Here is a 24,120-nt window from a genome sequence, read left to right as displayed (position 1 = left end):
CGTATGATAACGGTAAAGGTCCCAGCGACCAGCGCCAACATCGGCGCGGGATTTGACTCCTGCGGCCTGGCACTTCAACTGTATAACACCGCCCAGATGGAGGAGTTCGATGGGGTGGACATTCAGAGTGCGGACGGCACCCCTATCCCCACCACGCCCGGCAACCTGATTTACCGCACGGTGAAAGAGGTGTACGACGTGTGCGGGCGTTCGCTGAAGGGACTGCGCCTCATTCAGACGAATCCCATTCCCATGGCGCGCGGGCTGGGGTCATCGTCTGCGTGCATCGTAGCCGGAATTCTGGGGGCGAATGCACTGTTGGGCAGTCCCATGGCACAGCAGGATATGCTGACGCTGGCCACAAAGATCGAGGGACATCCGGACAATGTGGCACCCGCATTTTTGGGCGGCTTCGTGGTCTCTGCCTACGATAAGGGACGGGTCTTTTCGCTGAAAAAGGCGATCGCAAGTTCCATCACATTTGCGGCGTTTGTGCCCAATTTCAAATTGCTGACAGAAAAGGCGCGCGCCGCCCTGCCCAAAAGTGTGGCGCATGTGGATGCGGTGTACAATTTGTCCCGCGCGGCACTTCTGGCAACGGCTTTCTGTGAGGAACGGTACGACTTTTTGCCCATTGCCACCAAGGATTGCCTGCATCAGCCGTACCGTCTGCCGTTGATTGAGGGCGGCGAAGACGTGTTTGCACTGGCGGACGGCTTGGGCGCGCTGGCCACGTTCATCAGCGGCGCAGGCCCCACCATTCTAGCTGTGGTGCGCAAAGAGGATGCAGATGCGTTTTTTGCCCGCGCAAGCGAGGCGTTAAAAGCAGACCAGGCGCTGGCGGCTTTCAGCCTGCACCGCCTGGATGCGGACAACGAGGGCGCGCGGGTGCTTTGAATATCAGAAAACGAGGGGAAGAGGGAAAGCAATGGCTTTGATTGTGCAGAAATTTGGCGGCAGCTCGGTGGCCAACCGCGACCGGTTGTTCAACGTGGCGCGCATTGTGGCCAATACCCACAACGAAGGCAACGACGTAGTGGTCGTTGTTTCCGCGCAGGGGGATACCACAGATGATTTGATTGCGAAAGCGGGCGAGATCACACACGATCCGTCCAAGCGGGAGTTGGATATGCTGCTGGCCACAGGAGAGCAGATCAGCATTGCTCTGCTGGCCATGGCGTTGGCGGAGATCGGTTGTTCGGCCATCAGCCTGACGGGCTGGCAGGCAGGATTCCACACGGACCGTGCCTACAGTCGTGCCCGGATCAAGGATCTGGATACCGAGCGCATTGAAAGCGAGCTGGCACGCAACCGTGTGGTTGTGGTAGCGGGCTTCCAGGGCCTCAACCGGTATGATGACATCACCACGCTGGGACGGGGCGGGTCCGATACCAGTGCAGTGGCAATCGCGGCGGCGCTGCATGCGGATCTGTGTCAGATTTATACGGATGTGGATGGTGTGTACACCGCCGACCCGCGGGTGGTCCCCAATGCGCGCAAACTGGATACCATTACATTTGACGAGATGCTGGAACTGGCGAGCCTGGGCGCACAGGTGCTCAACAACCGCAGTGTGGAGCTTGCAAAGAAATATTCTGTCAATCTGGAGGTGCGCTCGTCTTTGACGAATGTGCCGGGCACCATTGTTAAGGAGGTCGTGGACGTGGAAGGAATGCTGATCAAAGGCGTAGCCAAGGACGATAAGGTGGCTGCTGTTTCAATTCTGGAGGTGCCCGATCAGCCGGGTATTTCTTTTAAAGTGTTCAGCCTGATGGCGCAGAACAAAATCAACATCGGAATTATTCTGCAGTCGGTGGGCCGCAGCGGGAACAAGGATCTGCTGTTTACCGTTCCGCTGGAAGATGCGCCGCTGACCCAGCGCCTTTTGGAGGAAAACCGCAGCCGTTTCGGCGGGCGTGAGATCAAGGTGGACACAGATGTGGCGAAAGTCAGCATTGTGGGCGCCGGCATGCAGAGCCATCCGGGCGTTGCGTCCAAAATGTTTGAGACGCTGTATGAGAACAACATCAACATTCAGATGATTGCCACCAGCGAGATCAAGCTTTCGGTCATCATCAAAAAGGAAGAGGCGGACCGCGCTGTGGCAGCTGTGCACGATGCATTTTTCCGTTGATGCGCTGGCTATTTACAGCTGACTGTGGTATACTAAAAGGCAGGCTTTTTCAGAGCCTGCCTTTTCGCATTTTCATATCTTCAGGGGGGAATCATTTGACCAGAAAAGCAGCCAGCCCGCGTCAGGTGCGGCAAGAGCATCTTGCACGGAGAGAACAGGAGCTTTCGCGCCGGCGCAGAAAAGCACAGACGATGCCCCGCTATCAGGATGAGAAAAGGCGGGAACGAAAAGAGCGCAGTGCAAACGAGGAGAAGAACATGGAGAAAAGGGTGCAGCTGGCGCCGGAAAAGACAGACGAAGCATGGCAGGTCCGGCAGGAGTATGTGGCGCCGGCTGCCACGCGCGAACCGGTGCGGCGGGTTGAGCGCCGGAAGAAAAAAGGGCTGGCCCTTTGGAGCGGGTTGATGCTTCTGGTGATTCTGGGTGCCGCGGGCGTTTTGATTTTTATGGCCACCCAGCAGCGGATCCGTGAGGAAGAGCGGGCTGAATCTCTCTCCGCTCTGGCGGAACAGGCGGCCTCGGCTGTGGTGGAAGAACCCGAAGTGCTTGGCCCCAGTGACCCGGATCTGTGGAGCCTTCTTTTGGCGAACACGACGAATCCTCTTCCGGAGGGATATGCTCCGGAACTGGCCAGTGTAGGGTATGACTTCCGGGGAATTGAGCAGTTCGTGGACGAGCGCATTCAAAAACCGCTGCTGGACATGCTGGCGGCAGCCGAGGCGGACGGCGTTCATCTGCAGGTTCGTTCGGCATACCGCAGCCATGAGAGCCAGACCATTTTGTTTGAAAGCATGAAACAGGATTACATCGCGCAGGGCTATACTGAGGAAGAGGCGTACGCCGCAACGAAAAAATGGCGCAATGTGCCGGGCACTTCGGAGCACGAGACCGGTTTGGCGGCGGACATTGTGGCTGTAGGATATGGCGGCAGCCTGGACAGCAGCCTGGAGCAGACCCCGGAAGCGCAGTGGCTGTATGAAAATGCTGCGGGTTACGGGTTTATTCTGCGGTATCCCAAGGATAAGACGGAGATCACGGGCACCAGCTTTGAGCCGTGGCATTACCGCTATGTGGGTGTCGAGGATGCGCAAAAGATCATGGATGCAGGCGTGTGCCTGGAAGAATATCTCGGAAAGGTTGAATGAAAACGGGCTTGCAGCTTCGTTTTTATCATAGAAACAAAACAGCAAAGGATTTTGGACGATGGAGAGAAAACAAATCGCAGACGGCGTGTATCTGACGGCATTACCCGCCGGGCAGTTTCATCGCTGCCGGGTTTCGATCAATTTTATCTGGCCGGCTGACCGGCAGTGGGCGACAGCGGAGGCGTTGATGCCGCTGCTGATGGAGCGCTGCTGTGCAGATTGTCCGGATATGACGCTGCTTTCCAAAAAGCTGGCGCGGCTGTATGGCGCCTCGCTTTCGGTGGACGGTGTTGTAAACAGCGGAAGCCGCGTGCTGACGGTGGCTGTGGGCGGCATCAAGGATGAGTTTGCCCTCAATGGGGAAAAGCTCAGTGAAGAATATGCTGCGCTGGCATTGGGAACGGCGTTTCGTCCGTATTTCGTGGACGGTGTGTTTGATCCCGAGGCGGTGGCCATTGAAAAAGAGCAGCTGCGGGAACTGATCGCCAGCGAAATGAATGAGAAACGCGCTTACTGTGTTCGCCAGGCGCGGCGCAAGTTTTTTGGCGATGCGCCGGCAGGTGTGGAGCGGTACGGTTATGCACAGGAAGTAGACGGGCTTACACCTGAGACGGTGACCCGCGCATTCTTCCGGATGCTTCGCTCTGCCCGCATTGAGGTGATGGCCCTGGGGGCGGATGCGTGCGCGGTGGAACAGAGTGTTTTAAAGGCTCTGGAAGGGATCGAGCGCGCTCCCGCGGATCTGCCTGCGGCATTTGCACAGCCGGCTCAGGCAGAGCAGAGTTTTGAAGAACCGATGGATACCGCACAGGGAAAACTGTGCCTGCTGTTTACGGCCGGCCAGCCTCAGCGGCCGGAAAAACTGAGCGCGGCGCGGGTGGCGGTGGCTCTGCTGGGCGGAACCGCTACGTCACGGCTGTTTGTCAATGTGCGTGAGAAGCGCAGCCTGTGCTATTACTGTGCGGCCTCTTATGCGTCCATGGCCGGCTTGCTGTGCATTGACAGCGGCGTGGAACACCAGAATGCCAAAGCGGCGAAACAGGCTATTTTGGAGGAGCTGGACGCCCTGAAAGAAGGTCCCATCACCGCCAAAGAGCTGGCTGACACAAAGCGCAGCCTGAAAAACCAGCTGGGTGCAGTGGGAGATACTCTGCAGGGAATGGAAAACTGGTACTTTGGGGAGATCATGCGGGGAAGCCTGTTCACGCCTCAGCAGGTGATGGAACAGGTGGACGCGGTGACGGAAGAAGATGTGCGGAATGTGTTGCGCATGTTTACGCTTTCGGTTTCCTACACGCTGACGAAAGGAGAGAATGCGCATGTCTGAGACCAGCAAACAGGCGGTCGAGCGGGCAACAGCCTTTGAAAAAACGGTTCTGCCCAACGGCCTGACGGTTCTGGTGCATCCCATGCCCGGCTTTACCGGCGTTTATGCGCTGTATGGTACAAAGTTCGGCAGCATCGACCGCTCCTTTGTTCTGGATGGAAAGCGCTGGGATCTGCCCGCCGGTGTGGCGCACTTTCTGGAGCACAAAATGTTTGAGAACGAAGAGGGGGACGCTTTTACGCTTTATGCGAAAACGGGCGCCAATGCCAACGCGTATACCAGCTTCGATAAAACCTGTTATCTGTTTTCGGCCTCCAGCCGCACAGAGGAAAATCTGGACATTCTGCTGAGCTTTGTGTCCCGCCCGTATTTTACGGAAAAGACCATTGCCAAAGAGCAGGGAATTATCGGGCAGGAAATTAAAATGTACGACGATTCCCCCGATTGGCGGCTGATGTTCAGCGTCTATCAGTGCCTGTACGGGCAGCATCCGGTGCGCGAAGACATCGCCGGAAGTGTGGAGAGCATCGCAGAAATCACGCCGGAAATGCTGTATGCCTGTGCAGATGCGTTTTATCGCCCCCAAAACATGGCGTTGGCTGTGGCGGGCAATGTGACCATGCAGCAGGTGCTGGATGCGGTGGAGCGGGCTGCTATCCCGGAGAAGACGGGTGTGGTGGAACGCATTCCGGTGTGCGAGCCCCGGCAGGTGGCCGAGAAGGAGCGGTCCTTCTCCATGCCGGTGTCCAAACCGCTGCTGGGCGTGGGCTTTAAAGAAGCGTTGCCCGAGCCGGAGAATCAGTTGAAGATAGAATTCCTCTGTGACATTCTCACTGAATTGATTTGTGGAAGCATGACGCCGCTGTATCGGAAATTGTATGACGAGAATCTGGTCAGCCCGGGGTTTTCCGGTGAAATCCTCAGTGTGCCCGGCGCTTTGTGCACGGTCTTCGGCGGTGAGACAAGCCGCCCGGAATATGTGCGGGAACTTCTCTTGCAGGAAATTCGTCGCCTGCGCAGCGAGGGTGTGGATGCAGAACTGTTTACGCTGTGCAAAAATCAGCTGTATGGTGAGCTGATTGCAGATCTGGAGAATATTGACGATGTGGCGGCGGGCCTGTTCAGTGCGTTCAGCCGTGGCCGCACACCCGCAGAGGAAATCGACACGCTGGCTGCCATTACGCTGGAAGACGTGAACGGCGCGCTGCAGAATTTGCTGCAGGAAGAGTACAGTGCCACCGTGATCATCCGCCCCGCAGGGGAAAAGAAAGGGGAACTTGCTTCATGATCAACCATGTAACTTTTCCGGGGCTGGGCCTTTCCATGACCATCAACCGGGTGGCGTTTACCGTGTTCGGCGTGCCGGTGTACTGGTACGGAATCTGCATCGCTTTGGGGTTGGTGTTGGGATTGGCCTTCGCTTTTTCCAAGGCACGCAGCTATGGCATTGATTCGGACCGCATGATCGATGTGGTCATGCTGGCGACGCTGTGCGCCATTGTGGGCGCTCGCGCTTATTATGTGGTTTTTGCCCCGTTTGAATATGAAAGCCTGTGGGATATGATCAACCTGCGTGACGGCGGTCTGGCCATTTATGGCGGTGTGCTGGCGGCGTTTGTCTCTGCGCTGTTCCTTTGCCGCTGGCGCAAGGTGCCCACGCTTCCCATGTTCGATCTGGCGGCCATGGGCTTTCTGATCGGGCAGGGGCTTGGTCGTTGGGGAAACTTCTTCAACCAGGAAGCCTTTGGCACCAATACCACCCTGCCCTGGGGCATGTACAGCGAAGGAACACAGAACTATCTTGCATCGGTGCAGGCAACGCTGGCGGCACAGGGCGTGACCGTAGACCCGTCCCTGCCGGTTCATCCGACCTTTTTGTATGAAAGCCTGTGGTGCCTGTTGGGATTTGTGGTGCTGTTTTTGTATCAGAAACGGCGCAAATTCCACGGCGAGATTTTCCTGCTGTATATCATCTGGTACGGTGCCGAGCGCTTTATCGTGGAAGGACTGCGCACCGACAGTTTGGAGACCGTTGGCGGCATCCGCGTCAGCCAGCTGCTGGCACTTGTGTCCGTGATCGGTGCGGCAGGTGTCTGGCTGTGGCAGCGGAAGGTGCATCGGGATCAACCTTTGATGATTACTTACCCGGTGGTGGACAAGCGTTTGGACGGCCCCGCGGTTTTGACCTGGAACGTAAACGAGACGCCCAGTGTGCAGGAACTGAAGGAGCGCATTGACCGGCTGGTGGAACAGGAGAAGGCAGCGGAGAGCGAGAAAGATGCCGCCGAAACGGAAGCGGCACCGGCTGCTGAGGAAAAAACACAGCCCAAAGCGGCAACGGTGCGCAAGCCCCGTGCGGATCGCGCAAGGGTATTGGAACGCCGCGCTGCACGACAGACGGTCAATGTTCATGCAGAGGCGGCGCGGGCGCTGCGCTCACTGGAAAACGAGCGCCCCAGCCGCCGGCGCATCCGGCACTGAGCACATCCGAGGGGGGAGAGAACAAGATGGCAAAGCTGATCAGCGGCAAAGAGCTGGCCGCACGTGTCAAACAGGAAGTGGCGCAGGAAGTACAAGCGCTGCGTCAAAAGCAGATCACCGTCCGTCTGGCAGTCATCATTGTAGGAGAAAATCCGGCAAGTATGACCTATGTGGCGGGCAAGGCGCGGGATTGCGAGGCCTGCGGGATCGAATCGGATGTGATTCGGCTGCCGGAGCAGACCACCGAGGCGGAATTGCTGGAGCGTGTGCGCGCCTGCAATGAGGATCCTTCGGTCAATGGACTTTTGGTACAGCTGCCGCTTCCCAAACATATTTGCGAAAAGAATGTGATTGATGCTATTGCACCGGAAAAAGATGTGGACGGTTTTACGCCGGTGAATGTGGGAAAAATGGTGATCGGTGAATCCTGCTTCCTGCCCTGTACACCTGCGGGCTGTCTGGAGATGCTGCGCAGCACGGGCCTTTCCATGGAGGGCAAGAACGCTGTTGTGGTGGGCCGCTCCAATATTGTGGGAAAACCCATGGCGCTGTTGTTGTGTGCGCAGAATGCCACTGTGACGCTGTGCCATTCCCGTACACAGGATCTGGCGGAGATCTGCCGCCGGGCGGATATTTTGGTGGCAGCTGTGGGACGCGAGAGGTTCATCACCGGTGATATGGTCAAACCCGGCGCAGTGGTCATCGATGTGGGAATCAACCGCGGCGCAGATGGAAAGCTGCACGGAGATGTGGATTTTGAAGCGGCCAGTGAGAAGGCTGCTTTCATTACGCCCGTGCCCGGAGGCGTGGGCCTGATGACCCGCGCGATGCTCATGCGCAATACTCTGGAGGCTGCCAAGCGGCAGAGAGGACAGGCGGAATGAATTTTTTGCGGAAATACGGCTGGCTGGCGGCCATCTTTGCCGTTCTGCTGGGCGCGGTCTTTTTTGTGGGTCCCGGCCGGGAAATGGCTGCCGGAACGGACATTACCTCGGAAGAAATTATGATCGGCGATATGATTTATGACCGGCAGAACCCGCAGGACCCGGCGCGCATTCTCCTTCAAAGGTATGTATCTCCCCTGACAGAGCACAGCCTGGGACGCAAGTATGTCACGGATGTTTATGTTCAGGATGGGACGCTTCCTTCTGAGGACTTTGAAACGTACGATTCACAACCCGGCCTGGCGGGCATTGTATATGGTCTGGCGGACCGTCTTCTGCCTTTTTCGCCGCAAACGCGACTGGCTGTTTTGCATGGGGTCAACGGGGTGTTGTACTGTCTGATGCTGACGGTGATCCTTGGTTGGGCGGCGCGCTGGTTCGGAAAAGGTGCGATGGTTCTGAGCGCTGTATGCGCGGCAGCAATCATGCCGCATACCTTCAGCTTTGCCACCAATCTGTATTGGCTTGGCTGGGTGCAGATGCTGCCCATGGCGGTCATGTGCTTTACACTGCGACGGGGCCTTCCGGCCCGGCATTGCGGCCTTCGGTTGTTTTTGAGCGCATTTATCCCATGCCTGATCCGTTTTTTGTGTCAGTACGAGTATGTTTCGGATGTGTGCATCTGCCTGATGGTGCCGGTTTTGGTGCAGCTTTGGGCAGAACCGGACGGCGCGCGGCGCTTTTGGCGCACAGCAGTTCCGCCGACCGTGGGCGCATTGGCGGCCTTTGGCGCATCGGTAGTGTATAAACTCTGCGTGCTGGCGCGGCTGGACGGCGGATTTGCAGCTGCATGGAAGAGGTTTATGGAACCGGTGGCAGTTCGCCTGTTTGGAAAAGCCTCGGAAGCCTATGAGTATTCACAAGAGGCTTCGCAGGCAAGTTTGCCGGAGACCTTCCGCCGGGTTTTGAAAACGCCTTTGTATGAGGTGGGCGGCATTCGGGTGCAGCTTTGGCATTTCCTGGCACTGGCGGCAATGGCACTGTTGCTGGTGGCGGTTTTGTGGGCGCTGCGCCGGGGTACACAGAGCCGCGGCGCACAGCTGAGTTTTGCGTTCTTAAGTTTTTTGGCGGCAGCTTCCTGGCTGGTGCTGGCCAAGCCCCACAGCTATGTGCATGTGGGATGGGCCCAGGCAACCTTTTTTATGCCGTTCCTTTTGTGTCTGCCTGCTTATTGGATTCTGGCTGCGGGAGACCTGCTGCGTTTTTTCGGAAAAAGCAGGCACAGCGCTTGACATTTTTGCATCGTTTGTGGTATAGTGTATGAGCCGCTTGGTTTGGGCTCCTGAAGTGTCGGCGTTTGCCGGCCGCCTGTTTGTCCAGCGAGACTTATGAAAATGAGGGAAACAAATGTACGCAGTGATCGTTACCGGCGGTAAACAGTACCGCGTGGAAAAAGGCGACGTCATCTTCGTTGAGAAGCTGAACGCCGAGGCTGAGAGCACTTACACCTTCGACAACGTTTTGGCGGTTGGCGAAGAGGGCAGCGTGAAATTCGGCACTCCGGTTGTGGAGGGCGCGAAAGTCACCGGCAAAGTTCTGAAAAACGGCAAAGGCAAGAAGATTACCGTTCTGACCTATCGTCCCAAAAAGGACTCCAAGCGCAAGAAAGGTCATCGTCAGCCGTATACCAAGATTGAGATCACCGAGATCAACGGTTAATAGGGGAGGGTATTTAACATGGCACATAAAAAAGGCGTAGGTTCTACCAAAAACGGCCGTGATTCCGAGTCCAAGCGCCTCGGCGTGAAACGCGGCGACGGCCAGTTTGTACTCGCCGGCAATATTTTGGTCCGTCAGCGCGGCACTCACATCCATCCGGGTGAGAATGTGGGCCGCGGAAGCGACGACACGCTGTTTGCTCTGGTTGATGGCCGCGTTTCTTTTGAGCGCGTCGGCCGTGACCGCAAGCAGGTCAGCATCAAGCAATAAGTTGTTTTTGCAAGCCGGGGCAGTTGTCCCGGCTTTTTTGTGTGAACGGGGAATACTAAAACCGACCGTGAGACACTGCGCGCAATGCCGCGCATCAGAAAAGGAGACGCTATGTTTATCGATACCGCTCAAATCTACATCAAGGCGGGCAATGGCGGCGATGGCGCCGTCGCCTTTCATCGTGAAAAATACGTGGCGGCCGGCGGCCCGGATGGCGGCGACGGCGGCCGCGGCGGCAATGTGGTGTTTGTGGCCGATTCCAATCTTTCCACGCTGATGGATTTTCGCTACAAACGCAAGTACGTGGCACAGACGGGTGAGAATGGCCGCGGAAGCCGCTGCAACGGGAAAAATGCGCCCGATCTGGTGATTCGGGTTCCCCGGGGAACTGTGGTTCGGGACGCGCAGAGCAATCTTGTGATTGCGGATATTTCCGGCGACGAGCCGGTTGTCATTGCAAAAGGTGGCAAGGGCGGCTGGGGCAACGTGCACTTTGCCACGCCGACCCGGCAGATCCCCAAATTTGCCCGGCCCGGGCAGAGAGGGGAGGAACTGACCGTTCGTCTGGAATTGAAACTGATTGCGGACGTGGGCTTGGTCGGATTCCCGAATGTTGGCAAAAGCACGCTGATTTCTGTGATCAGCGCGGCAAAACCCAAAATTGCAAACTACCATTTTACGACCTTGTCGCCGGTGCTGGGTGTGGTCAAGGTAGGGCCGGAAGCCAGTTTTGTGGCGGCGGATATCCCGGGTTTGATTGAAGGTGCGGCTGACGGTGTGGGCTTGGGCCACGATTTTCTGCGCCATGTGGATCGCTGCCGCCTGCTGCTGCATGTGGTGGACGTGTCCGGCTGTGAAGGCCGCGACCCCAAGGATGATTTTGAAAAAATCAATACCGAACTGGAACGCTTTTCGCCGGAACTGGCCCAGCGCCCGCAGATCGTGCTGGGAAATAAATGCGATATTGCCAGCAGCGAACAGATCGAGGATTTTCGGTCGTTTGTGGAAGAAAAGGGACTTTTGTTCCTGCCGGTCAGCGCGGCAACGCGGCAAGGGTTGGATGCACTGCCTGGCCTGGTCTATGAGCGGCTGAAAGAACTGCCGCCGGTGGCGGTGTATGAACCGGAATATGTAAAGCCGGACCCGGCGCTGAAAGATCCCCGTGCGTTCTCTGTTACCAAAGAGGACGAGCACGTGTGGAATGTGGATGCGCCGTGGCTGGAGGACATTCTGGCGGGCAGCGATGTGGACGATTACGAAAGTCTGCAGTATTTTCAGCGGCAGCTGCAGGATAGCGGCGTGATTGCCAAGCTGGTGGAAATGGGTGTTGAAGAGGACGACACCATCTGCATTGGCGAATATCAATTTGACTATGTGTTCTGACAAAGGAGGGCGCGCGCATGTTGTTTGAGGCGAATCCGGGTGAAAAGATCGACATTCGGGAACAGTCTCCCTTGTCTCTGGCTTTTGTGGGAGACGGAGTTTTCGAACTGCTGGTGCGCGCCCGTTTGGTGGAATACACACGGCTGGTGCCGAACCAGCTGCATCGGCACGCGGTCCGCTTCGTTTCGGCCCGCGGCCAGTGTCTGGGGCTGGAGGCGATTCTTCCGCTGCTGGATGAAGAAGAGCTGGCGGTGGTGCGGCGCGGCAAAAATGCCAGCAAAGCCACTGTGGCGAAACATGCGACGCCGCAGGAATACCGGGCGTCCACTGCATTGGAAGCGCTGTTCGGCTGGCTGTATCTGCAGAAGCGGGAAGCGCGTATTTACGAGCTCTTTTCCAAGGTGTGGGACGCAATCGACGCGGCCGCCCAGACGGAATAAACGAAAAGCGCGGCGTGTATTCCAAGAGCTTGCTTTGGAAAACACGCCGCGCTTTTGTGCGTACAAATTGTTAAGGGGATCGAAGGTTATTTGCAGTTGGACGCGTTGCGGCTGTTGGAGCTGGTAGCTCGACCGGAAACTTTGCCAGTGGTTTTACTGGTCGTCTTGTTGCTGGTCTTGCTGGAGCTGGTGCGGTTGCTCGTTTTGTTCTGAGTGCTGCGATTATCCATTGTCATTTCACCTCCTGACACCCATAGTATCTGCAAGTTTTTCGCGCAATATACGAGAGGAAAAATTTATGAGTGATTCCTATTTTGAGGCTCGGGAACGGGAGCTGCTGGGCGAACAATACCAGAAGATGTATGCCTCTGCCCAGCACGTTTACCGTGCGGTGACGGTGAATCTGCTGCGCACCGATGCGCAAACATTTGCCCGCAGTGCCGATTTTCTGGAAGGTCCGGCACCTTTCTGCCCGGAGAGTTTTTATTTGAAAGAAAATACGCGGCCCGGCCGGCATCCCTATCATCATGCAGGAGTTTATTATGTGCAGGAGGCGAGTGCGGCGGCACCGGCAGCTCTTTTGAATGTTCAGCCGGGAGATCGGGTTCTGGACCTGTGTGCCGCACCGGGCGGAAAATCCAGTCAGCTGGGTGCCCGTCTGCAGGGAAAGGGACTTTTGGTTTCCAATGAGTATGTGGCCGCGCGTGCGCAGATCCTGAAAAACAATCTGGAACGAATGGGAATTTTCAACGCCTGGGTGTTGAACGAGGACGCTTCGCATGTGGCGGATGCGTTTCCGGAGTTTTTTGACAAGGTTTTGGTGGATGCCCCCTGCTCCGGCGAAGGGATGTTTCGGAAGGAAGAGGAGGCGCTGCGCCAACATTCGCAGGCATTGGTTCGTCAGTGCTCCGAAATGGGCGCGGAGATTTTAGGGCACGCTGCGCGCTGTTTGGCACCCGGCGGTCTGTTGTGCTATTCCACGTGCACCTTTGCCCCGGAAGAGGATGAAGGGCAAATCGGCCGCTTTCTTTCGCGCCACCCGGAGTTCTCGCTTTTGCCGGTTCGGCTTGCGGCTGGAAGTCCGGGTGAAGAGGCCCGCCGCTGCGGTTGGGATTTCGATGCGTCTTTGTGCTGGCGCATTTACCCGTGCCATGGCGGCGAGGGACACTTCATGGCGCTTCTGCAAAAGGCTGGAACGCCTCAGCCCGGGCGCTCTGTTTCACACAAGGCAAAACCTGCCAAAGAATGCGGGCAGTTTTTAGACGAAATGTTCGGACAACTGCCCGGCATTCCAGTGCAGAACGGCGACCGCTGGTATCTTGTGCCGGAACTGGCGTCTCCTGCGGGGCGTCTGCGTACCGTCCGCTGCGGAGTGGAACTGGGCAGTGTGGTCAAGGGAAGGTTCGTTCCTGCGCATGGACTGGCCATGGCGTTCGGCGGTCTTTGCCGCAATACAGAACAGCTGACGCTGGCAGACCCCAGAACAGCCGCCTGGCTGCGGGGGGAAGAGATTGCGGCAAAAACAGCAGGGAATGGATGGACCGCAGTGCTGGTGGACGGATTCCCTCTCGGATGGGGAAAATGCAGTGCAGGACGTGTTAAAAACCACTATCCGAAGGGCCTGCGGAACTTGGGATAGTTGATTTTGCTTTCTTTGTATGGTATACTTATTTAGTTAAAATGGTAGGATTATACTAATTTATTAGGGGGTTCCTGTTATGTCAGGGCATAGTAAATGGAATAACATCAAGCGCAAGAAAGAAAAGACAGACGGTCAGCGCGCGAAGATTTTCACCAAGATCGGACGCGAGATGTCTGTTTGCATTAAGGCCGGCGGCCCGGACCCCGCGGTGAATGGTAAGCTGCGCGATCTGATTGCCAAGGCGAAAAGCCTGAACGTGCCGAACGACAATATTCAGCGTATTATCAAAAAGGCACAGGGCGCGGAAAAAGACGATTACGAAAGCATCACTTACGAAGGATACGGCCCCAATGGCATCGCCATGATGGTGGAGACCCTGACGGACAACCGCACCGCGGGCAATCTGCGTCATTACTTTGATAAATTCGGCGGCAATCTGGGCAATAACGGATGTGTCAGCTTTTTGTTCAGCGAACAGGGCGTGATCGTTCTGGACGTGGAAGGCAAGGATGAGGAGACCGTGATGGAGGATGCCTTCGACGCCGGTGCAGACGATTTCGATATGGCGGACGATGTGGCGGAGATCACCACTTCTCCCGCGGCGTTCAGTGATGTGCGCGCGGCGCTGGAGGAAAAAGGCTACAGCTTCATTTCTGCGGACGTGGCGATGGTGCCGTCCACGCGCACTGCGCTGACCGATCCGGATGCCATTAAAAATATGGGACTGCTGCTGGATCATCTGGAGGACGATGACGACGTGCAGAACGTGTGGCACAACCTGGAAAACGAAGAAGATTTGGACCGCTGAGTGTCCTGCCTTGTGAATGGATAGAGAAAGGAAGGTGACGGCTTTGCCCAACCAGATCATATGCGACAACTGCATGTCCTGTGTGGACGAAGGGCTGGCCGAATGCCCGTTCTGCGGAGCCAAATTTGAAAACCGGAATCCCCGGGGAACGCTGCCGGCCTACAGCCTTTTGGCGGGCCGCTACACCATCGGGGCATGTATCGCCGTGGATGGAGAGGGCGTGACCTATCAGGCCATTGACGTTACCAATGCCCATCGTGTGGTCATCAAGGAATATGTCCCGGTCACCATGTGTGCCGCCCGCACCCGCGAAGGGGCGGTGGTGCCGCGCGCCGGAAAAGAAGTCATGTTCAAAACCACGCGCATGGATTTTGTGGATTTGTACCGCAGTCTTGTTACGCTGGGGCGGACGGAGGGCCTTGTGACGGTGCTGGATTTGGTGGAGACCAACAACACCGCCTACGCAGTGCGTGAACCGGACGAGGGCGAGACGCTGCAGGCTTATCTGGATGCACGGGAAGAGCCTTTGACACAGGAAGAAGCGCTGATGCTTCTGCGCCCGGTGGTATATGGCGTGGAGGCCATGCACCGCATGGGGCTTTTGCACCGCGGAATCAGCCCCGAAACCGTATTCATCACGCCTGCCGGGGCAAAATTGTCCGGGTATGCGACACTTGGCCTGCGCAATGCGGGCGGTGAACTGAAAAGCCAGCTTGTGGATGGATATGCGGCTCCGGAGCAGTATGCTGTTGCAGAGTTTGACGGAAAATATACCGATATTTACAGCCTGGGCGCTTTGTTTTACCGTGCGTTGACAGGGCATACGCCGCTGGCAGCCAACCTGCGCAGAATGAATGACAATATGCTGCCGGCCCACCGTGTGAACCGGGAACTGCCGGGGTATGTTTCCACGGCAGTCGGCCGTGCCATGCGGCTGAATCCCAGCGAGCGGCCTCAGTCTGCGTCGGATTTGCTGGCGGCTATCACCACCCCAACGCGCTTGGACTCAAAGTTCCATTTGACGAGCCGTCAATGGAAGTTTGTGGCCATTGCCGCAGGCGGACTGCTGCTGGTGATCCTGCTCAGCGTATGGGCGATTTTGAGCGCTGTGGGCGGCGGGGAAGAGTCTTCTTCCTCTTCTGTTTCGACATCTGCCTCTGCATCTCAAAGTCAGAGCAGTTCTGCACAGAGCAGTTCTTCTCAGTCTGTCGCGGAAAAAGTTTCGGTCCCCAACTTTGTGGGCAACCTTTATCAGGATATCATCGACAGCGATACCTATAAGGAGACATTCCTGTTCACAACGGAATATGAGTACAGTGATGATTACGACGAAGGAAAGGTCATTCGTCAGGAGCCTGCCTTTGGTACCAAAGTTTCGCCGGGGGCGACCATCAAGCTGTACGTCAGCAAAGGCCCTGAATACGCCACGATTCCCACGAACATCGTGGGCTTGAGCAAAGGCGATGCACAACAGCTTTTGCGCGAGAATAACATTTTGTTCGAAATTGTGGAGACGGACAATCCGGACGGGAAATATACGGCTTATACCGTTGTAAAAACCGAGCCGGAGGTCGGCCAGAAAGTAAAGATGAATGAGACGGTGGTTAAGGTGTATGTGGCGAAAGAAGCCACTTCCACATCCAGTGAATCCACACCGCCGCCCGCGTCGTCTTCCTCTTCTTCGCAAGATGGAACGACATCTTCTTCATCCAGTGACGGTCAGACGCCAAGCGCTTAACATGCATGAAAAAGGCGAGAGAAAAGCAATGCTTTTCTCTCGCCTTTTTGTTTTTTTGAAACCTATGGGCTCAGCAGGTGGCTCCTCCCACAAGATGCTTTTGCGCAGAAAGATTTTCCTGTTTGCGCTGCAGCAGTTCATCGCTGAGCAATTGCGCCTGTACCTGATCAAAGCCAAGACGCGCGATGGTGTCGGAAAAACGCTCGCCCGTGATTCCCTGTTCGCGGAACAGCAGAATTGCTTTTTCAATCACATCCAGCACCTCTTCTTTGCTGGAGAAAATCTTATCAAGCGCGCGTCCCTGCGCTACATGCTTGCCCCAGCGTCCGCCAACATAGACTTTGTATCCGCCTGTGTAGCGGGTGATTGCGTCGAAGGGGCATTTGTTTACGCAGCGTCCGCAGTGGTTGCAGGCGTCCGCGTCAATGGAGACAATTCCGTCCACGACCTTGGCCACGTGGATGGGACAGGCGTTTTCCACCTGGCATACCTTACATCCGTGGCACTTGGAAGCGTCGATTTCAGGAATGCGCTGGCCGATTACGCCCAGATCGTTCAGGTCGGGCTTGACGCAGTTGTTGGGGCAGCCGCCCACGGCGATTTTGAATTTATGCGGCAGCTTCACATCCCGGTATCCGTGATAGAAGCGTTCGTGAATTTCTTCCGAAAGCGCGAAGGTGTCGATCAGACCGTACTGGCAGGTGGTTCCCTTGCAGGATACAACAGGCCGCACCTTCGAACCGGTTCCGCCGGTCTCCAACCCGTTTTGCGCCAGATAATCCCGCAGCGGTTCAATGTTTGCATAGGGAACGCCCTGAATCTCCAGTGTCAGGCGGGATGTCATGGTGATTTCGCCGCTGCCAAAGCGTTCTGCTGCCTCGGCAATGACCTTACTTTCTTCGGCGCTCACTTTGCCGTTTCGTGTGATCACACGACCGTTAAAACGATCGGGAGTTCGCTTGTCCTGCAAGAAACCAAGCGCTTTCACACGGGTGACATCCTGCGGCGATACGGTGCTCTGGGCGCCTTCCACTTTTACGTCGTTGAAGAAAACCGCGCCTTCCAAAACTTTTGTCTGAGTGTACCCAAAGGCTTTCAGGCGGTTCTGCAGGAAGTAGCCTCGCTTGCCTTTGGCGCAAACCAAAAGCAGTTTTTGATCCTTGGCCAGTCCTTCAATGGGACCGTTCACTTTGCCCAAATCTACCCAGCGCGCACCGGGAATGGACGGCTGCGGCGCAACATCCACAACGGTGTACTCTTTTGCGGCGCCGGCGGCGTACTCGGCGGGCGTCATGCTCTCCAGAACGCCGGTCAGTTTGTTCAGCAGAACATACACGGCCTGTACAAAGGGATGAATGGCAGTGGAGAAGGGGGGCGCATAGGCGTAGTCCAGATTTTCAAAGTCTTCCAGGCGAGCGCCCATGGAAATTCCGGTCACTGCAATATCGATCATTTTATCCACGGCGCCGGGCCCGAATACCTGGATGCCGAGCAGCCGGTGGCTGGCTTTGTCCGCAATCAGCTTGGTGACGAAAAAGGCGGCACCCGGATAATAATGCGCTTTATCATCCGTCACGGCCAGAGCGGTCTCCACATCGTAACCGGCCTGACGTGCCTGTTCTTCGGTCAGACCAGTCCGTCCGCCGTTCAGTCCGGGCAGTTTCACCACACCGGTACCGAGAACGCCGGGATAATGCTTGTCCTGTCCGGCCAGGGCTTGCGCCAGAGTGCGTCCCTCGTAGTTGGCGGAAGAGCCCATCGCAGACCATTGGGCCGCTCCGGTAAGACGGTTTTTGACGATCACACAATCGCCGGCAGCGTAGACATCGGGCAGGTTGGTGCGCAGCTGATCATCGACCACGATCAACCCGCGCTCCATTTGAATGCCGCTGTCAGAAAGCCATGCGGTGTTGGGACGGATGCCGACGCTCATGACCACAACGTCCGCCACAATTTTGCCCGCACTGGTCAGTACGCCGGTAACTTTGTTGCCTTCTGCCAGAATTTCGGTCACTTTTGTTCCGGTAAGTACCCGGACGCCTGCTTTTTGCAGATGCTTTTTGGCGAAGTTTGCCATTTCCGGATCCAACACGTTGGGCATGACCTGCGGAGCAATATCCACAACGGTCACGCTGAGACCGCGCATCAACAGATTTTCTGCGATTTCAAGACCAATGAAACCACCGCCGACCACGACGGCCCTCCGCGCCTGCTTGGCTGTCAGATACGTGCGCAGCTGTTCCGCGTCATCGGGAGTGCGCATTTTGAAAACGCCCTCGGCCTGAACGCCCGGAAGCGGGGGAACAATGGAAGATGCGCCGGTTGCGACAACGCAGGCGTCATAAGGATAGAGCTCTTCTTCGCCGTTTTCCAGATTTTTGGCGAAAATCTGCCGCTGTGCACTGTCCAGCCGGAAGGCCTCCCGTTCGGTATGTACGGTGACGCCGGTCAGGGCAGTATATTTTTCCGGAGTGTTGACGATCAGCTCTCCGCGGCTCTCGATGGCGCCGCCCACATAATAGGGAAGACCGCAGCCGGCATAGGAGATATCCCTGTCCCGGCTGAGCAGGGTGATACGGATGGTTTGGTCCATGCGCTTCAGTTTCGCGGCGGCCTTGGTTCCCGCGGCCACGCCGCCAATTATTACTACATTCATGTAAGTGCTCCTTCCTGATTCATTTTCAGGGTCCCATGGCTTCATTATACGCTTGTGCTCAGGCTCTTGCAATTTTTTGTGAATATTTGAACTGTTTTGTGAGAGAATAAAAACGAGGTGACACACATGCAGAATTTTGAGGATTATACACCGGAGATGCTTGTTTACTACAATTCGCTGAGCGAACCGCTGAAGCGTCGTCTGGCAGAGAGCAAGTTTGCTGTTGAAGATCTGCAAAGTCTGGCGGCAGCAGCGGAAATGCTGGCGCAGGCTGGTGTGGACAGTATGCCGGAATAAAAGGAAGAAGAGGGCGCGGCCGTACGGCTGCGCCCTCTCTTGCATCCGATGATCGTGCCGGATATAATGAGGAATAAGGAGGATGCGATATGGGAGAAAGAATTTTTTCGGATATTACACAGGCGATTGGGCACACTCCTTTAATCTCGCTGGCGCGCCTGACGGAAAGCGCCGGGATAAAGGCGGAACTCTTTGCCAAATTAGAGGGGCAGAATCCGGCAGGAAGCGCGAAGGACCGGGTGGCGCTTTATATGCTGGATACCGCTGAAAAACAGGGAAAACTGAAGCCGGGCGGTACCATTGTGGAACCGACCAGCGGAAATACGGGGATTGGTCTGTGTGCCGTTGCGGCAGCGCGGGGATACAAGGTAATCATCACAATGCCGGAAACCATGAGCGTGGAACGTCAAAAGCTGATGAAGGCTTATGGCGCGGAACTGGTCCTCACAGAAGGTGCCAAGGGAATGGCGGGTGCGATTGCAAAGGCAGAGGAAATCTCCGCGCAAACAGGTGCAATGCTGGCGGGACAATTTGTCAATCCGGCGAACCCGGATGCTCATTATCGCACCACTGGCCCGGAAATTTGGCGGGACGCAGGCGGAAAAGTGGATGCGTTTGTGGCGGGCGTCGGCACAGGCGGTACCATAACGGGTGTGGGACGTTACTTAAAAGAAAAAGATCCGGCGGTCCATCTGGTTGCGGTGGAACCGGCGGACTCGCCGGTCCTTTCCGGAGGACAGGCCGGGGCGCATGGCCTGCAGGGAATCGGTGCAGGCTTTGTTCCGGACATTCTGGATACACAGATTTATAATGAAGTGATAACAAGAACCACGCAGCAGGCGTATGAAGCGGCCCGTCAGTTGGCTCAAAAAGAAGGAATTTTGGCGGGAATTTCTTCCGGCGCGGCGTTGAGCGCGGCTTTGGAACTGGCTGCACGTCCTGCCTTTGAAGGAAAGCGCATCGTGGTTCTTCTGCCGGACAGCGGCGAGAGATATCTTTCGACAGATTTGTTCGAAGGGTGATAGAAGATCGGTTGCTGTTTTTGGAAAATTGTGCTACACTGATAAAAATGTCGCGAAGGAGGGAGAAGTCGTGCGTTCGTTTGAGTCTCGGGAAGACTATTTGGAGACGATTCTGGTTCTTTATCAGGAAAAGGGCGCAGTGCGCAGCATTGACGTGGCGGAACGCATGAAGTTTTCCAAACCAAGCGTCAGTCGCGCAGTGGGACTGTTAAAAAGCGCGGGACTGGTCACCATGGATCGGGAGGGCTTTTTGCGTCTGACTTCCGAAGGAGAAGCGGCGGCTCGTGGCGTGTACGAGCGCCATACGGTCCTCCGCGATTTTCTTATTCAAATCGGTGTGGATGCGGCAACAGCGGCAGAAGATGCCTGCAGGATGGAACATGTGATCAGCACACAGACGTTTGAGAGTATTCGCAAACAGCTGAAAGACGAAGATAAGGAAAGAATCGTGCGATGAAAAAACAAAAAGTTTATTGGATCATTGGTCTGATCGGTTGTGTGGTTGGAACAGCGCTGATGGCGGCTCGTCTGCTGTGGGGTTTTATGGAAGAACAGCTTACAGTCAGTTCTGCTGTGATTTGTCTGCTTGTGTTTTTGGTGGCGTTTTATTTGCTGCTGACACAGGCGCGCCCGGACAAAGAGAAGAAATGATATTTAAAAATCCCCGCCCGGAAATCGCTCCGGACGGGGATTTTGAGTTTTATCCAATTCCTTTATACAGAATGCTGCATACCAGGACGAGCACAGCCAAACCGACGTAAAAGTATTTGGCGGTAATTCGGAAGCCTTTTCCCAGCGGCTTGCTCCTTCCCTGGTTTAGCTCGGCACAAATACGGTCTGTGCCCAGAACCCAGTAGATGATAATGGCGCAGAGTACAGCGCCGAAAGGAACGATGTAGATTGTAATGGCGTCCATCCAACTGCCCAGGCGAGGTTCATATTCGATGAGTGTACCGGCGGCGTATACAATCAGTGCCACAAGAGCGACCGACGCCTTTCGGGGAAGATGCAAATGCCGCATCACCGCTTCCGCGCACACCTCAAACATATTGACCAAACTGGTGATTCCGGCGAAGATGACCGAAAGGAAGAAGACAATGGAAACAAGGCGACCGCCGGGCATCTGTGCAAAGACCTTGGGAAGTGTAATGAAAATCAGGGGAGGGCCCGAAGCAGGGTCCAAGCCAAACGCAAACACGGCGGGAAGGATCACAAATCCGGAAAGCAAAGCGGCGCAAGTATCCAGAAAGGCGGTTTGTGCGGCTGCACGGGGAATGTTTTCTTCCTTTCCCAGATAGCTGCCGTAAATAATCATGCCGGAACCGGTGATGGAAAGAGAAAAGAATGCCTGTCCCATGGCCATTACCCAGGTGTTGGGGTTTAAAAGCTGGCTCCAGTCAGGAATCAGCAAGTAGGCATATCCGGCGCCGGCGCCGGGAAGAAATGCCACATAGACGGCAACTCCCAGAAACAGCAGGAAAAAGGCTGGCATAATAATGCGATTGGCTTTTTCAATTCCTTTTAATACGCCGCCGAAAAGAATCAATGCGGTAAGAAGAATTACTGCCGCATGCCATCCCAGACTTCCGAATGGTCCGGTCATGTCCGCAAAATAGGTTTCGGCATCCGTATCAAAAAGGGATCCAGTCAATCCGCCGGCACAGTAGCGAAGCACCCATCCCACAATCACCGCATAACCAATGGCGATACCCAACGATCCGAATAAAGGGATGGCGCCCAAGAGACCGCCGCCTTTTTTGCCGCGGGTCTGGAGGGCGTACTGGTATGATCCGATAGGCCCTGTACCGGTTAGACGACCAAAAGCAAATTCGGCGGAAAGGCCTGCATAGCCGAATAAAGCAACAAAAAAGAAATATACCAGTAAAAATGCGGCACCGCCGTACTGGCCTACACGATAGGGGAAAAGCCAAATATTGCCCATGCCAACGGCAGAGCCCACCGAGGCCAGAACAAACCCCAGTTTGTTCCGAAATTTGAGATTGTGTTTTTCCTGCATGATTCTGCTCCTGTCACTGATGTTTTCCACAGTATAGCATAAAGAAACAAAAGGAGCAATGCAAAGCGGCAGCTTGAATGCCCTGTTGGAATCTGTCTCTCTATATAAATAAGGAAGCAAAAAATAAATTTCAAAAAAGGGAAAAAAAGGAGTTGACAGGAGAGGAAGGATGTGGTAGTATAACAAAGCTGTCCCCACGGACGGGTCACAAAAGAGCGAAAAGCCGACCGAAAAGAGCACGAAAAAAGTTCTTGACAAAAGGGCAAGAGAGTGCTAAAATAGGAAAGCTGCTCCGAAGAGACGGCTCAAAAAAATATCGAAAAAAGTTCTTGACAAACGGAACTGAATGAGATATAATAAATGAGCTGTCCGAGAGGACGCTAAGGACCTTGAAAATTAAACAATATCAAGAAGCTTAACGGAACCCTAGAACGTGAAAAACGTTCACAAAAAACATTTCCTTTAAGTAATTTAGGACGCAAGCGATTGCGGACTGGATGCTAAGATTTAGATTCAGCATTAAGCTGGTTTAAATACCATTTAATGAAGAGTTTGATCCTGGCTCAGGACGAACGCTGGCGGCGCGCCTAACACATGCAAGTCGAACGGAGCTATTTCGATAGATCTCTTCGGAGTGACATTGGCTTAGCTTAGTGGCGAACGGGTGAGTAACACGTGAGGAACCTGCCTTTCAGAGGGGGACAACAGTTGGAAACGACTGCTAATACCGCATAAGACCACGATACGGCATCGTATTGAGGTCAAAGGAGCAATCCGCTGAAAGATGGCCTCGCGTCCGATTAGCTGGATGGTGAGGTAACGGCCCACCATGGCGACGATCGGTAGCCGGACTGAGAGGTTGATCGGCCACATTGGGACTGAGACACGGCCCAGACTCCTACGGGAGGCAGCAGTGGGGAATATTGCACAATGGAGGAAACTCTGATGCAGCGACGCCGCGTGAGGGAAGAAGGTCTTCGGATTGTAAACCTCTGTTGTCAGGGACGATAATGACGGTACCTGACGAGGAAGCCACGGCTAACTACGTGCCAGCAGCCGCGGTAAAACGTAGGTGGCAAGCGTTGTCCGGAATTACTGGGTGTAAAGGGAGCGCAGGCGGATTTGCAAGTTGGAAGTGAAACTCATGGGCTCAACCCATGAACTGCTTTCAAAACTGCAGATCTTGAGTGGTGTAGAGGTAGGCGGAATTCCCGGTGTAGCGGTGGAATGCGTAGATATCGGGAGGAACACCAGTGGCGAAGGCGGCCTACTGGGCACTAACTGACGCTGAGGCTCGAAAGCATGGGTAGCAAACAGGATTAGATACCCTGGTAGTCCATGCTGTAAACGATGATTACTAGGTGTGGGTGGATTGACCCCATCCGTGCCGCAGTTAACACAATAAGTAATCCACCTGGGGAGTACGACCGCAAGGTTGAAACTCAAAGGAATTGACGGGGGCCCGCACAAGCAGTGGAGTATGTGGTTTAATTCGAAGCAACGCGAAGAACCTTACCAGGTCTTGACATCCGATGCATAGCTAAGAGATTAGTGAAGTCCTTCGGGACATCGAGACAGGTGGTGCATGGTTGTCGTCAGCTCGTGTCGTGAGATGTTGGGTTAAGTCCCGCAACGAGCGCAACCCTTATCGTTAGTTACTACGCAAGAGGACTCTAGCGAGACTGCCGTTGACAAAACGGAGGAAGGTGGGGATGACGTCAAATCATCATGCCCTTTATGACCTGGGCTACACACGTACTACAATGGCTATTAACAAAGAGAAGCGATACCGCGAGGTGGAGCAAACCTCACAAAAATAGTCTCAGTTCGGATCGCAGGCTGCAACCCGCCTGCGTGAAGCCGGAATTGCTAGTAATCGCGGATCAGCATGCCGCGGTGAATACGTTCCCGGGCCTTGTACACACCGCCCGTCACACCATGAGAGCCGGGGGGACCCGAAGTCGGTAGTCTAACCGCAAGGAGGACGCCGCCGAAGGTAAAACTGGTGATTGGGGTGAAGTCGTAACAAGGTAGCCGTATCGGAAGGTGCGGCTGGATCACCTCCTTTCTAAGGAGTCAGGCAGGATGTTCGGAAGAGCATTCTGGAACAGGGAAAGTTAAGCGGAAAGATATTGTTTAATTTTGAGGGCCCTTAAG

General features: G+C 55.4%; 22 protein-coding genes and 1 rRNA gene. 20 read left to right on the top strand and 3 right to left on the bottom strand.

The features are described from left to right. Positions 1–3 precede the first annotated feature (3 nt). The 12 genes from thrB (at position 4) to ACKTS9_RS03815 (ending at position 11,783) form a co-directional block, all read left to right on the top strand. A complete protein-coding gene (gene thrB, locus ACKTS9_RS03870; protein WP_349216805.1) occupies positions 4–897 on the top strand; it encodes a homoserine kinase in 894 nt (297 codons plus the stop codon). Between the two features lie 31 nt (positions 898–928). Then, complete coding sequence (locus ACKTS9_RS03865; RefSeq protein ID WP_349216803.1) at positions 929–2,134, top strand: aspartate kinase; 1,206 nt, start codon at positions 929–931, stop codon at positions 2,132–2,134. A 95-nt stretch (positions 2,135–2,229) separates the two neighbouring features. Beyond that, on the top strand, positions 2,230–3,279 hold the full coding sequence (locus ACKTS9_RS03860; RefSeq protein ID WP_407879052.1) for a M15 family metallopeptidase: 1,050 nt from the start codon (positions 2,230–2,232) through the stop codon (positions 3,277–3,279). Between the two features lie 58 nt (positions 3,280–3,337). After that, on the top strand, positions 3,338–4,606 hold the full coding sequence (locus tag ACKTS9_RS03855) for a M16 family metallopeptidase (protein WP_407879050.1): 1,269 nt from the start codon (positions 3,338–3,340) through the stop codon (positions 4,604–4,606). After that, positions 4,599–5,894, top strand: coding sequence for an EF-P 5-aminopentanol modification-associated protein YfmH (gene yfmH, locus ACKTS9_RS03850; RefSeq protein WP_407879048.1), 1,296 nt, complete (start codon positions 4,599–4,601; stop codon positions 5,892–5,894). Before ACKTS9_RS03855 ends, yfmH begins: the two co-directional genes overlap by 8 nt. Further along, on the top strand, positions 5,891–7,087 hold the full coding sequence (gene lgt / locus ACKTS9_RS03845) for a prolipoprotein diacylglyceryl transferase (protein ID WP_407879046.1): 1,197 nt from the start codon (positions 5,891–5,893) through the stop codon (positions 7,085–7,087). The genes yfmH and lgt overlap by 4 nt, the downstream gene beginning before the upstream one ends. 26 nt (positions 7,088–7,113) lie before the next feature. After that, positions 7,114–7,971, top strand: coding sequence for a bifunctional methylenetetrahydrofolate dehydrogenase/methenyltetrahydrofolate cyclohydrolase FolD (gene folD, locus ACKTS9_RS03840; protein ID WP_407879044.1), 858 nt, complete (start codon positions 7,114–7,116; stop codon positions 7,969–7,971). Next, positions 7,968–9,263: a hypothetical protein gene (locus tag ACKTS9_RS03835; protein ID WP_407879042.1), complete on the top strand. Its 1,296-nt coding sequence runs from the start codon at positions 7,968–7,970 to the stop codon at positions 9,261–9,263. The genes folD and ACKTS9_RS03835 overlap by 4 nt, the downstream gene beginning before the upstream one ends. A 115-nt stretch (positions 9,264–9,378) precedes the next feature. Beyond that, a complete protein-coding gene (gene rplU / locus ACKTS9_RS03830) occupies positions 9,379–9,690 on the top strand; it encodes a 50S ribosomal protein L21 (protein WP_349216796.1) in 312 nt (103 codons plus the stop codon). 18 nt (positions 9,691–9,708) lie between these two features. After that, on the top strand, positions 9,709–9,960 hold the full coding sequence (rpmA, locus tag ACKTS9_RS03825; protein WP_177484461.1) for a 50S ribosomal protein L27: 252 nt from the start codon (positions 9,709–9,711) through the stop codon (positions 9,958–9,960). 111 nt (positions 9,961–10,071) lie between these two features. Beyond that, positions 10,072–11,343: a GTPase ObgE gene (gene obgE / locus ACKTS9_RS03820; RefSeq protein ID WP_349216794.1), complete on the top strand. Its 1,272-nt coding sequence runs from the start codon at positions 10,072–10,074 to the stop codon at positions 11,341–11,343. 17 nt (positions 11,344–11,360) lie between these two features. Beyond that, positions 11,361–11,783: a Mini-ribonuclease 3 gene (locus ACKTS9_RS03815; protein WP_407879039.1), complete on the top strand. Its 423-nt coding sequence runs from the start codon at positions 11,361–11,363 to the stop codon at positions 11,781–11,783. 86 nt (positions 11,784–11,869) lie between these two features. Here ACKTS9_RS03815 and ACKTS9_RS03810 read toward each other — a convergent pair whose 3' ends face one another. Then, the gene (locus ACKTS9_RS03810) at positions 11,870–12,019 is read right to left on the bottom strand and encodes a hypothetical protein (protein WP_407879037.1); all 150 of its coding nucleotides are present in this window, start codon (positions 12,017–12,019) and stop codon (positions 11,870–11,872) included. A gap of 62 nt (positions 12,020–12,081) precedes the next feature. Here ACKTS9_RS03810 and ACKTS9_RS03805 point away from each other — a divergent pair, with 62 nt between their 5' ends. The 3 genes from ACKTS9_RS03805 (at position 12,082) to ACKTS9_RS03795 (ending at position 15,971) form a co-directional block, all read left to right on the top strand. Further along, on the top strand, positions 12,082–13,422 hold the full coding sequence (locus ACKTS9_RS03805) for an RsmB/NOP family class I SAM-dependent RNA methyltransferase (RefSeq protein ID WP_407879035.1): 1,341 nt from the start codon (positions 12,082–12,084) through the stop codon (positions 13,420–13,422). A 79-nt stretch (positions 13,423–13,501) separates the two neighbouring features. Then, on the top strand, positions 13,502–14,233 hold the full coding sequence (locus tag ACKTS9_RS03800; RefSeq protein WP_407879033.1) for a YebC/PmpR family DNA-binding transcriptional regulator: 732 nt from the start codon (positions 13,502–13,504) through the stop codon (positions 14,231–14,233). Between the two features lie 43 nt (positions 14,234–14,276). Next, on the top strand, positions 14,277–15,971 hold the full coding sequence (locus tag ACKTS9_RS03795) for a PASTA domain-containing protein (RefSeq protein ID WP_407879031.1): 1,695 nt from the start codon (positions 14,277–14,279) through the stop codon (positions 15,969–15,971). A 70-nt stretch (positions 15,972–16,041) separates the two neighbouring features. Here the strand turns inward: ACKTS9_RS03795 and ACKTS9_RS03790 are convergent, their stop codons facing one another. Then, on the bottom strand, positions 16,042–18,627 hold the full coding sequence (locus ACKTS9_RS03790) for an FAD-dependent oxidoreductase (protein WP_407879029.1): 2,586 nt from the start codon (positions 18,625–18,627) through the stop codon (positions 16,042–16,044). Between the two features lie 126 nt (positions 18,628–18,753). On the opposite strand from ACKTS9_RS03790, the gene ACKTS9_RS03785 reads away from it, so the two are divergent. The 4 genes from ACKTS9_RS03785 (at position 18,754) to ACKTS9_RS03770 (ending at position 20,597) form a co-directional block, all read left to right on the top strand. Then, positions 18,754–18,924, top strand: a complete 171-nt coding sequence (locus ACKTS9_RS03785) for a hypothetical protein (protein WP_349216787.1) — start codon at positions 18,754–18,756, stop codon at positions 18,922–18,924. Positions 18,925–19,013: 89 nt separating this feature from the next. Next, positions 19,014–19,946 (top strand): cysteine synthase A, encoded by a 933-nt coding sequence (gene cysK, locus ACKTS9_RS03780; protein ID WP_407879027.1) that lies wholly within the window; start codon positions 19,014–19,016, stop codon positions 19,944–19,946. A gap of 70 nt (positions 19,947–20,016) precedes the next feature. After that, a complete protein-coding gene (locus ACKTS9_RS03775; RefSeq protein WP_349216785.1) occupies positions 20,017–20,403 on the top strand; it encodes a metal-dependent transcriptional regulator in 387 nt (128 codons plus the stop codon). Further along, entirely contained in the window at positions 20,400–20,597 is a 198-nt protein-coding gene (locus ACKTS9_RS03770) for a hypothetical protein (RefSeq protein WP_349216784.1), read from the top strand. Before ACKTS9_RS03775 ends, ACKTS9_RS03770 begins: the two co-directional genes overlap by 4 nt. 49 nt (positions 20,598–20,646) lie before the next feature. Here the strand turns inward: ACKTS9_RS03770 and ACKTS9_RS03765 are convergent, their stop codons facing one another. Continuing rightward, on the bottom strand, positions 20,647–21,963 hold the full coding sequence (locus ACKTS9_RS03765) for a sodium-dependent transporter (RefSeq protein ID WP_407879024.1): 1,317 nt from the start codon (positions 21,961–21,963) through the stop codon (positions 20,647–20,649). Positions 21,964–22,503: 540 nt separating this feature from the next. Here ACKTS9_RS03765 and ACKTS9_RS03760 point away from each other — a divergent pair. Beyond that, positions 22,504–24,031, top strand: a 16S ribosomal RNA gene (locus ACKTS9_RS03760). The last annotated feature ends 89 nt before the right edge of the window (positions 24,032–24,120 follow it).

The organism is Owariibacterium komagatae (genome assembly GCF_045865535.1).
Classification (GTDB): Bacteria; Bacillota; Clostridia; order Oscillospirales; family Ruminococcaceae; genus Ruthenibacterium; species Ruthenibacterium komagatae.
This window is presented reverse-complemented; position numbering and strand designations above follow the sequence as displayed.

What these genes read in the sequence shown, in the direction of transcription:
- thrB (WP_349216805.1), top strand. Translation starts at nt 4, where the DNA reads ATGATAACGGTAAAGGTCCCAGCGACCAGCGCCAACATCGGCGCGGGA.
- ACKTS9_RS03865 (WP_349216803.1), top strand. Translation starts at nt 929, where the DNA reads ATGGCTTTGATTGTGCAGAAATTTGGCGGCAGCTCGGTGGCCAACCGC.
- ACKTS9_RS03855 (WP_407879050.1), top strand. Translation starts at nt 3,338, where the DNA reads ATGGAGAGAAAACAAATCGCAGACGGCGTGTATCTGACGGCATTACCC.
- yfmH (WP_407879048.1), top strand. Translation starts at nt 4,599, where the DNA reads ATGTCTGAGACCAGCAAACAGGCGGTCGAGCGGGCAACAGCCTTTGAA.
- lgt (WP_407879046.1), top strand. Translation starts at nt 5,891, where the DNA reads ATGATCAACCATGTAACTTTTCCGGGGCTGGGCCTTTCCATGACCATC.
- folD (WP_407879044.1), top strand. Translation starts at nt 7,114, where the DNA reads ATGGCAAAGCTGATCAGCGGCAAAGAGCTGGCCGCACGTGTCAAACAG.
- ACKTS9_RS03835 (WP_407879042.1), top strand. Translation starts at nt 7,968, where the DNA reads ATGAATTTTTTGCGGAAATACGGCTGGCTGGCGGCCATCTTTGCCGTT.
- rplU (WP_349216796.1), top strand. Translation starts at nt 9,379, where the DNA reads ATGTACGCAGTGATCGTTACCGGCGGTAAACAGTACCGCGTGGAAAAA.
- rpmA (WP_177484461.1), top strand. Translation starts at nt 9,709, where the DNA reads ATGGCACATAAAAAAGGCGTAGGTTCTACCAAAAACGGCCGTGATTCC.
- obgE (WP_349216794.1), top strand. Translation starts at nt 10,072, where the DNA reads ATGTTTATCGATACCGCTCAAATCTACATCAAGGCGGGCAATGGCGGC.
- ACKTS9_RS03815 (WP_407879039.1), top strand. Translation starts at nt 11,361, where the DNA reads ATGTTGTTTGAGGCGAATCCGGGTGAAAAGATCGACATTCGGGAACAG.
- ACKTS9_RS03810 (WP_407879037.1), bottom strand. Translation starts at nt 12,019, where the DNA reads ATGACAATGGATAATCGCAGCACTCAGAACAAAACGAGCAACCGCACC.
- ACKTS9_RS03805 (WP_407879035.1), top strand. Translation starts at nt 12,082, where the DNA reads ATGAGTGATTCCTATTTTGAGGCTCGGGAACGGGAGCTGCTGGGCGAA.
- ACKTS9_RS03800 (WP_407879033.1), top strand. Translation starts at nt 13,502, where the DNA reads ATGTCAGGGCATAGTAAATGGAATAACATCAAGCGCAAGAAAGAAAAG.
- ACKTS9_RS03790 (WP_407879029.1), bottom strand. Translation starts at nt 18,627, where the DNA reads ATGAATGTAGTAATAATTGGCGGCGTGGCCGCGGGAACCAAGGCCGCC.
- ACKTS9_RS03785 (WP_349216787.1), top strand. Translation starts at nt 18,754, where the DNA reads ATGCAGAATTTTGAGGATTATACACCGGAGATGCTTGTTTACTACAAT.
- cysK (WP_407879027.1), top strand. Translation starts at nt 19,014, where the DNA reads ATGGGAGAAAGAATTTTTTCGGATATTACACAGGCGATTGGGCACACT.
- ACKTS9_RS03770 (WP_349216784.1), top strand. Translation starts at nt 20,400, where the DNA reads ATGAAAAAACAAAAAGTTTATTGGATCATTGGTCTGATCGGTTGTGTG.
- ACKTS9_RS03765 (WP_407879024.1), bottom strand. Translation starts at nt 21,963, where the DNA reads ATGCAGGAAAAACACAATCTCAAATTTCGGAACAAACTGGGGTTTGTT.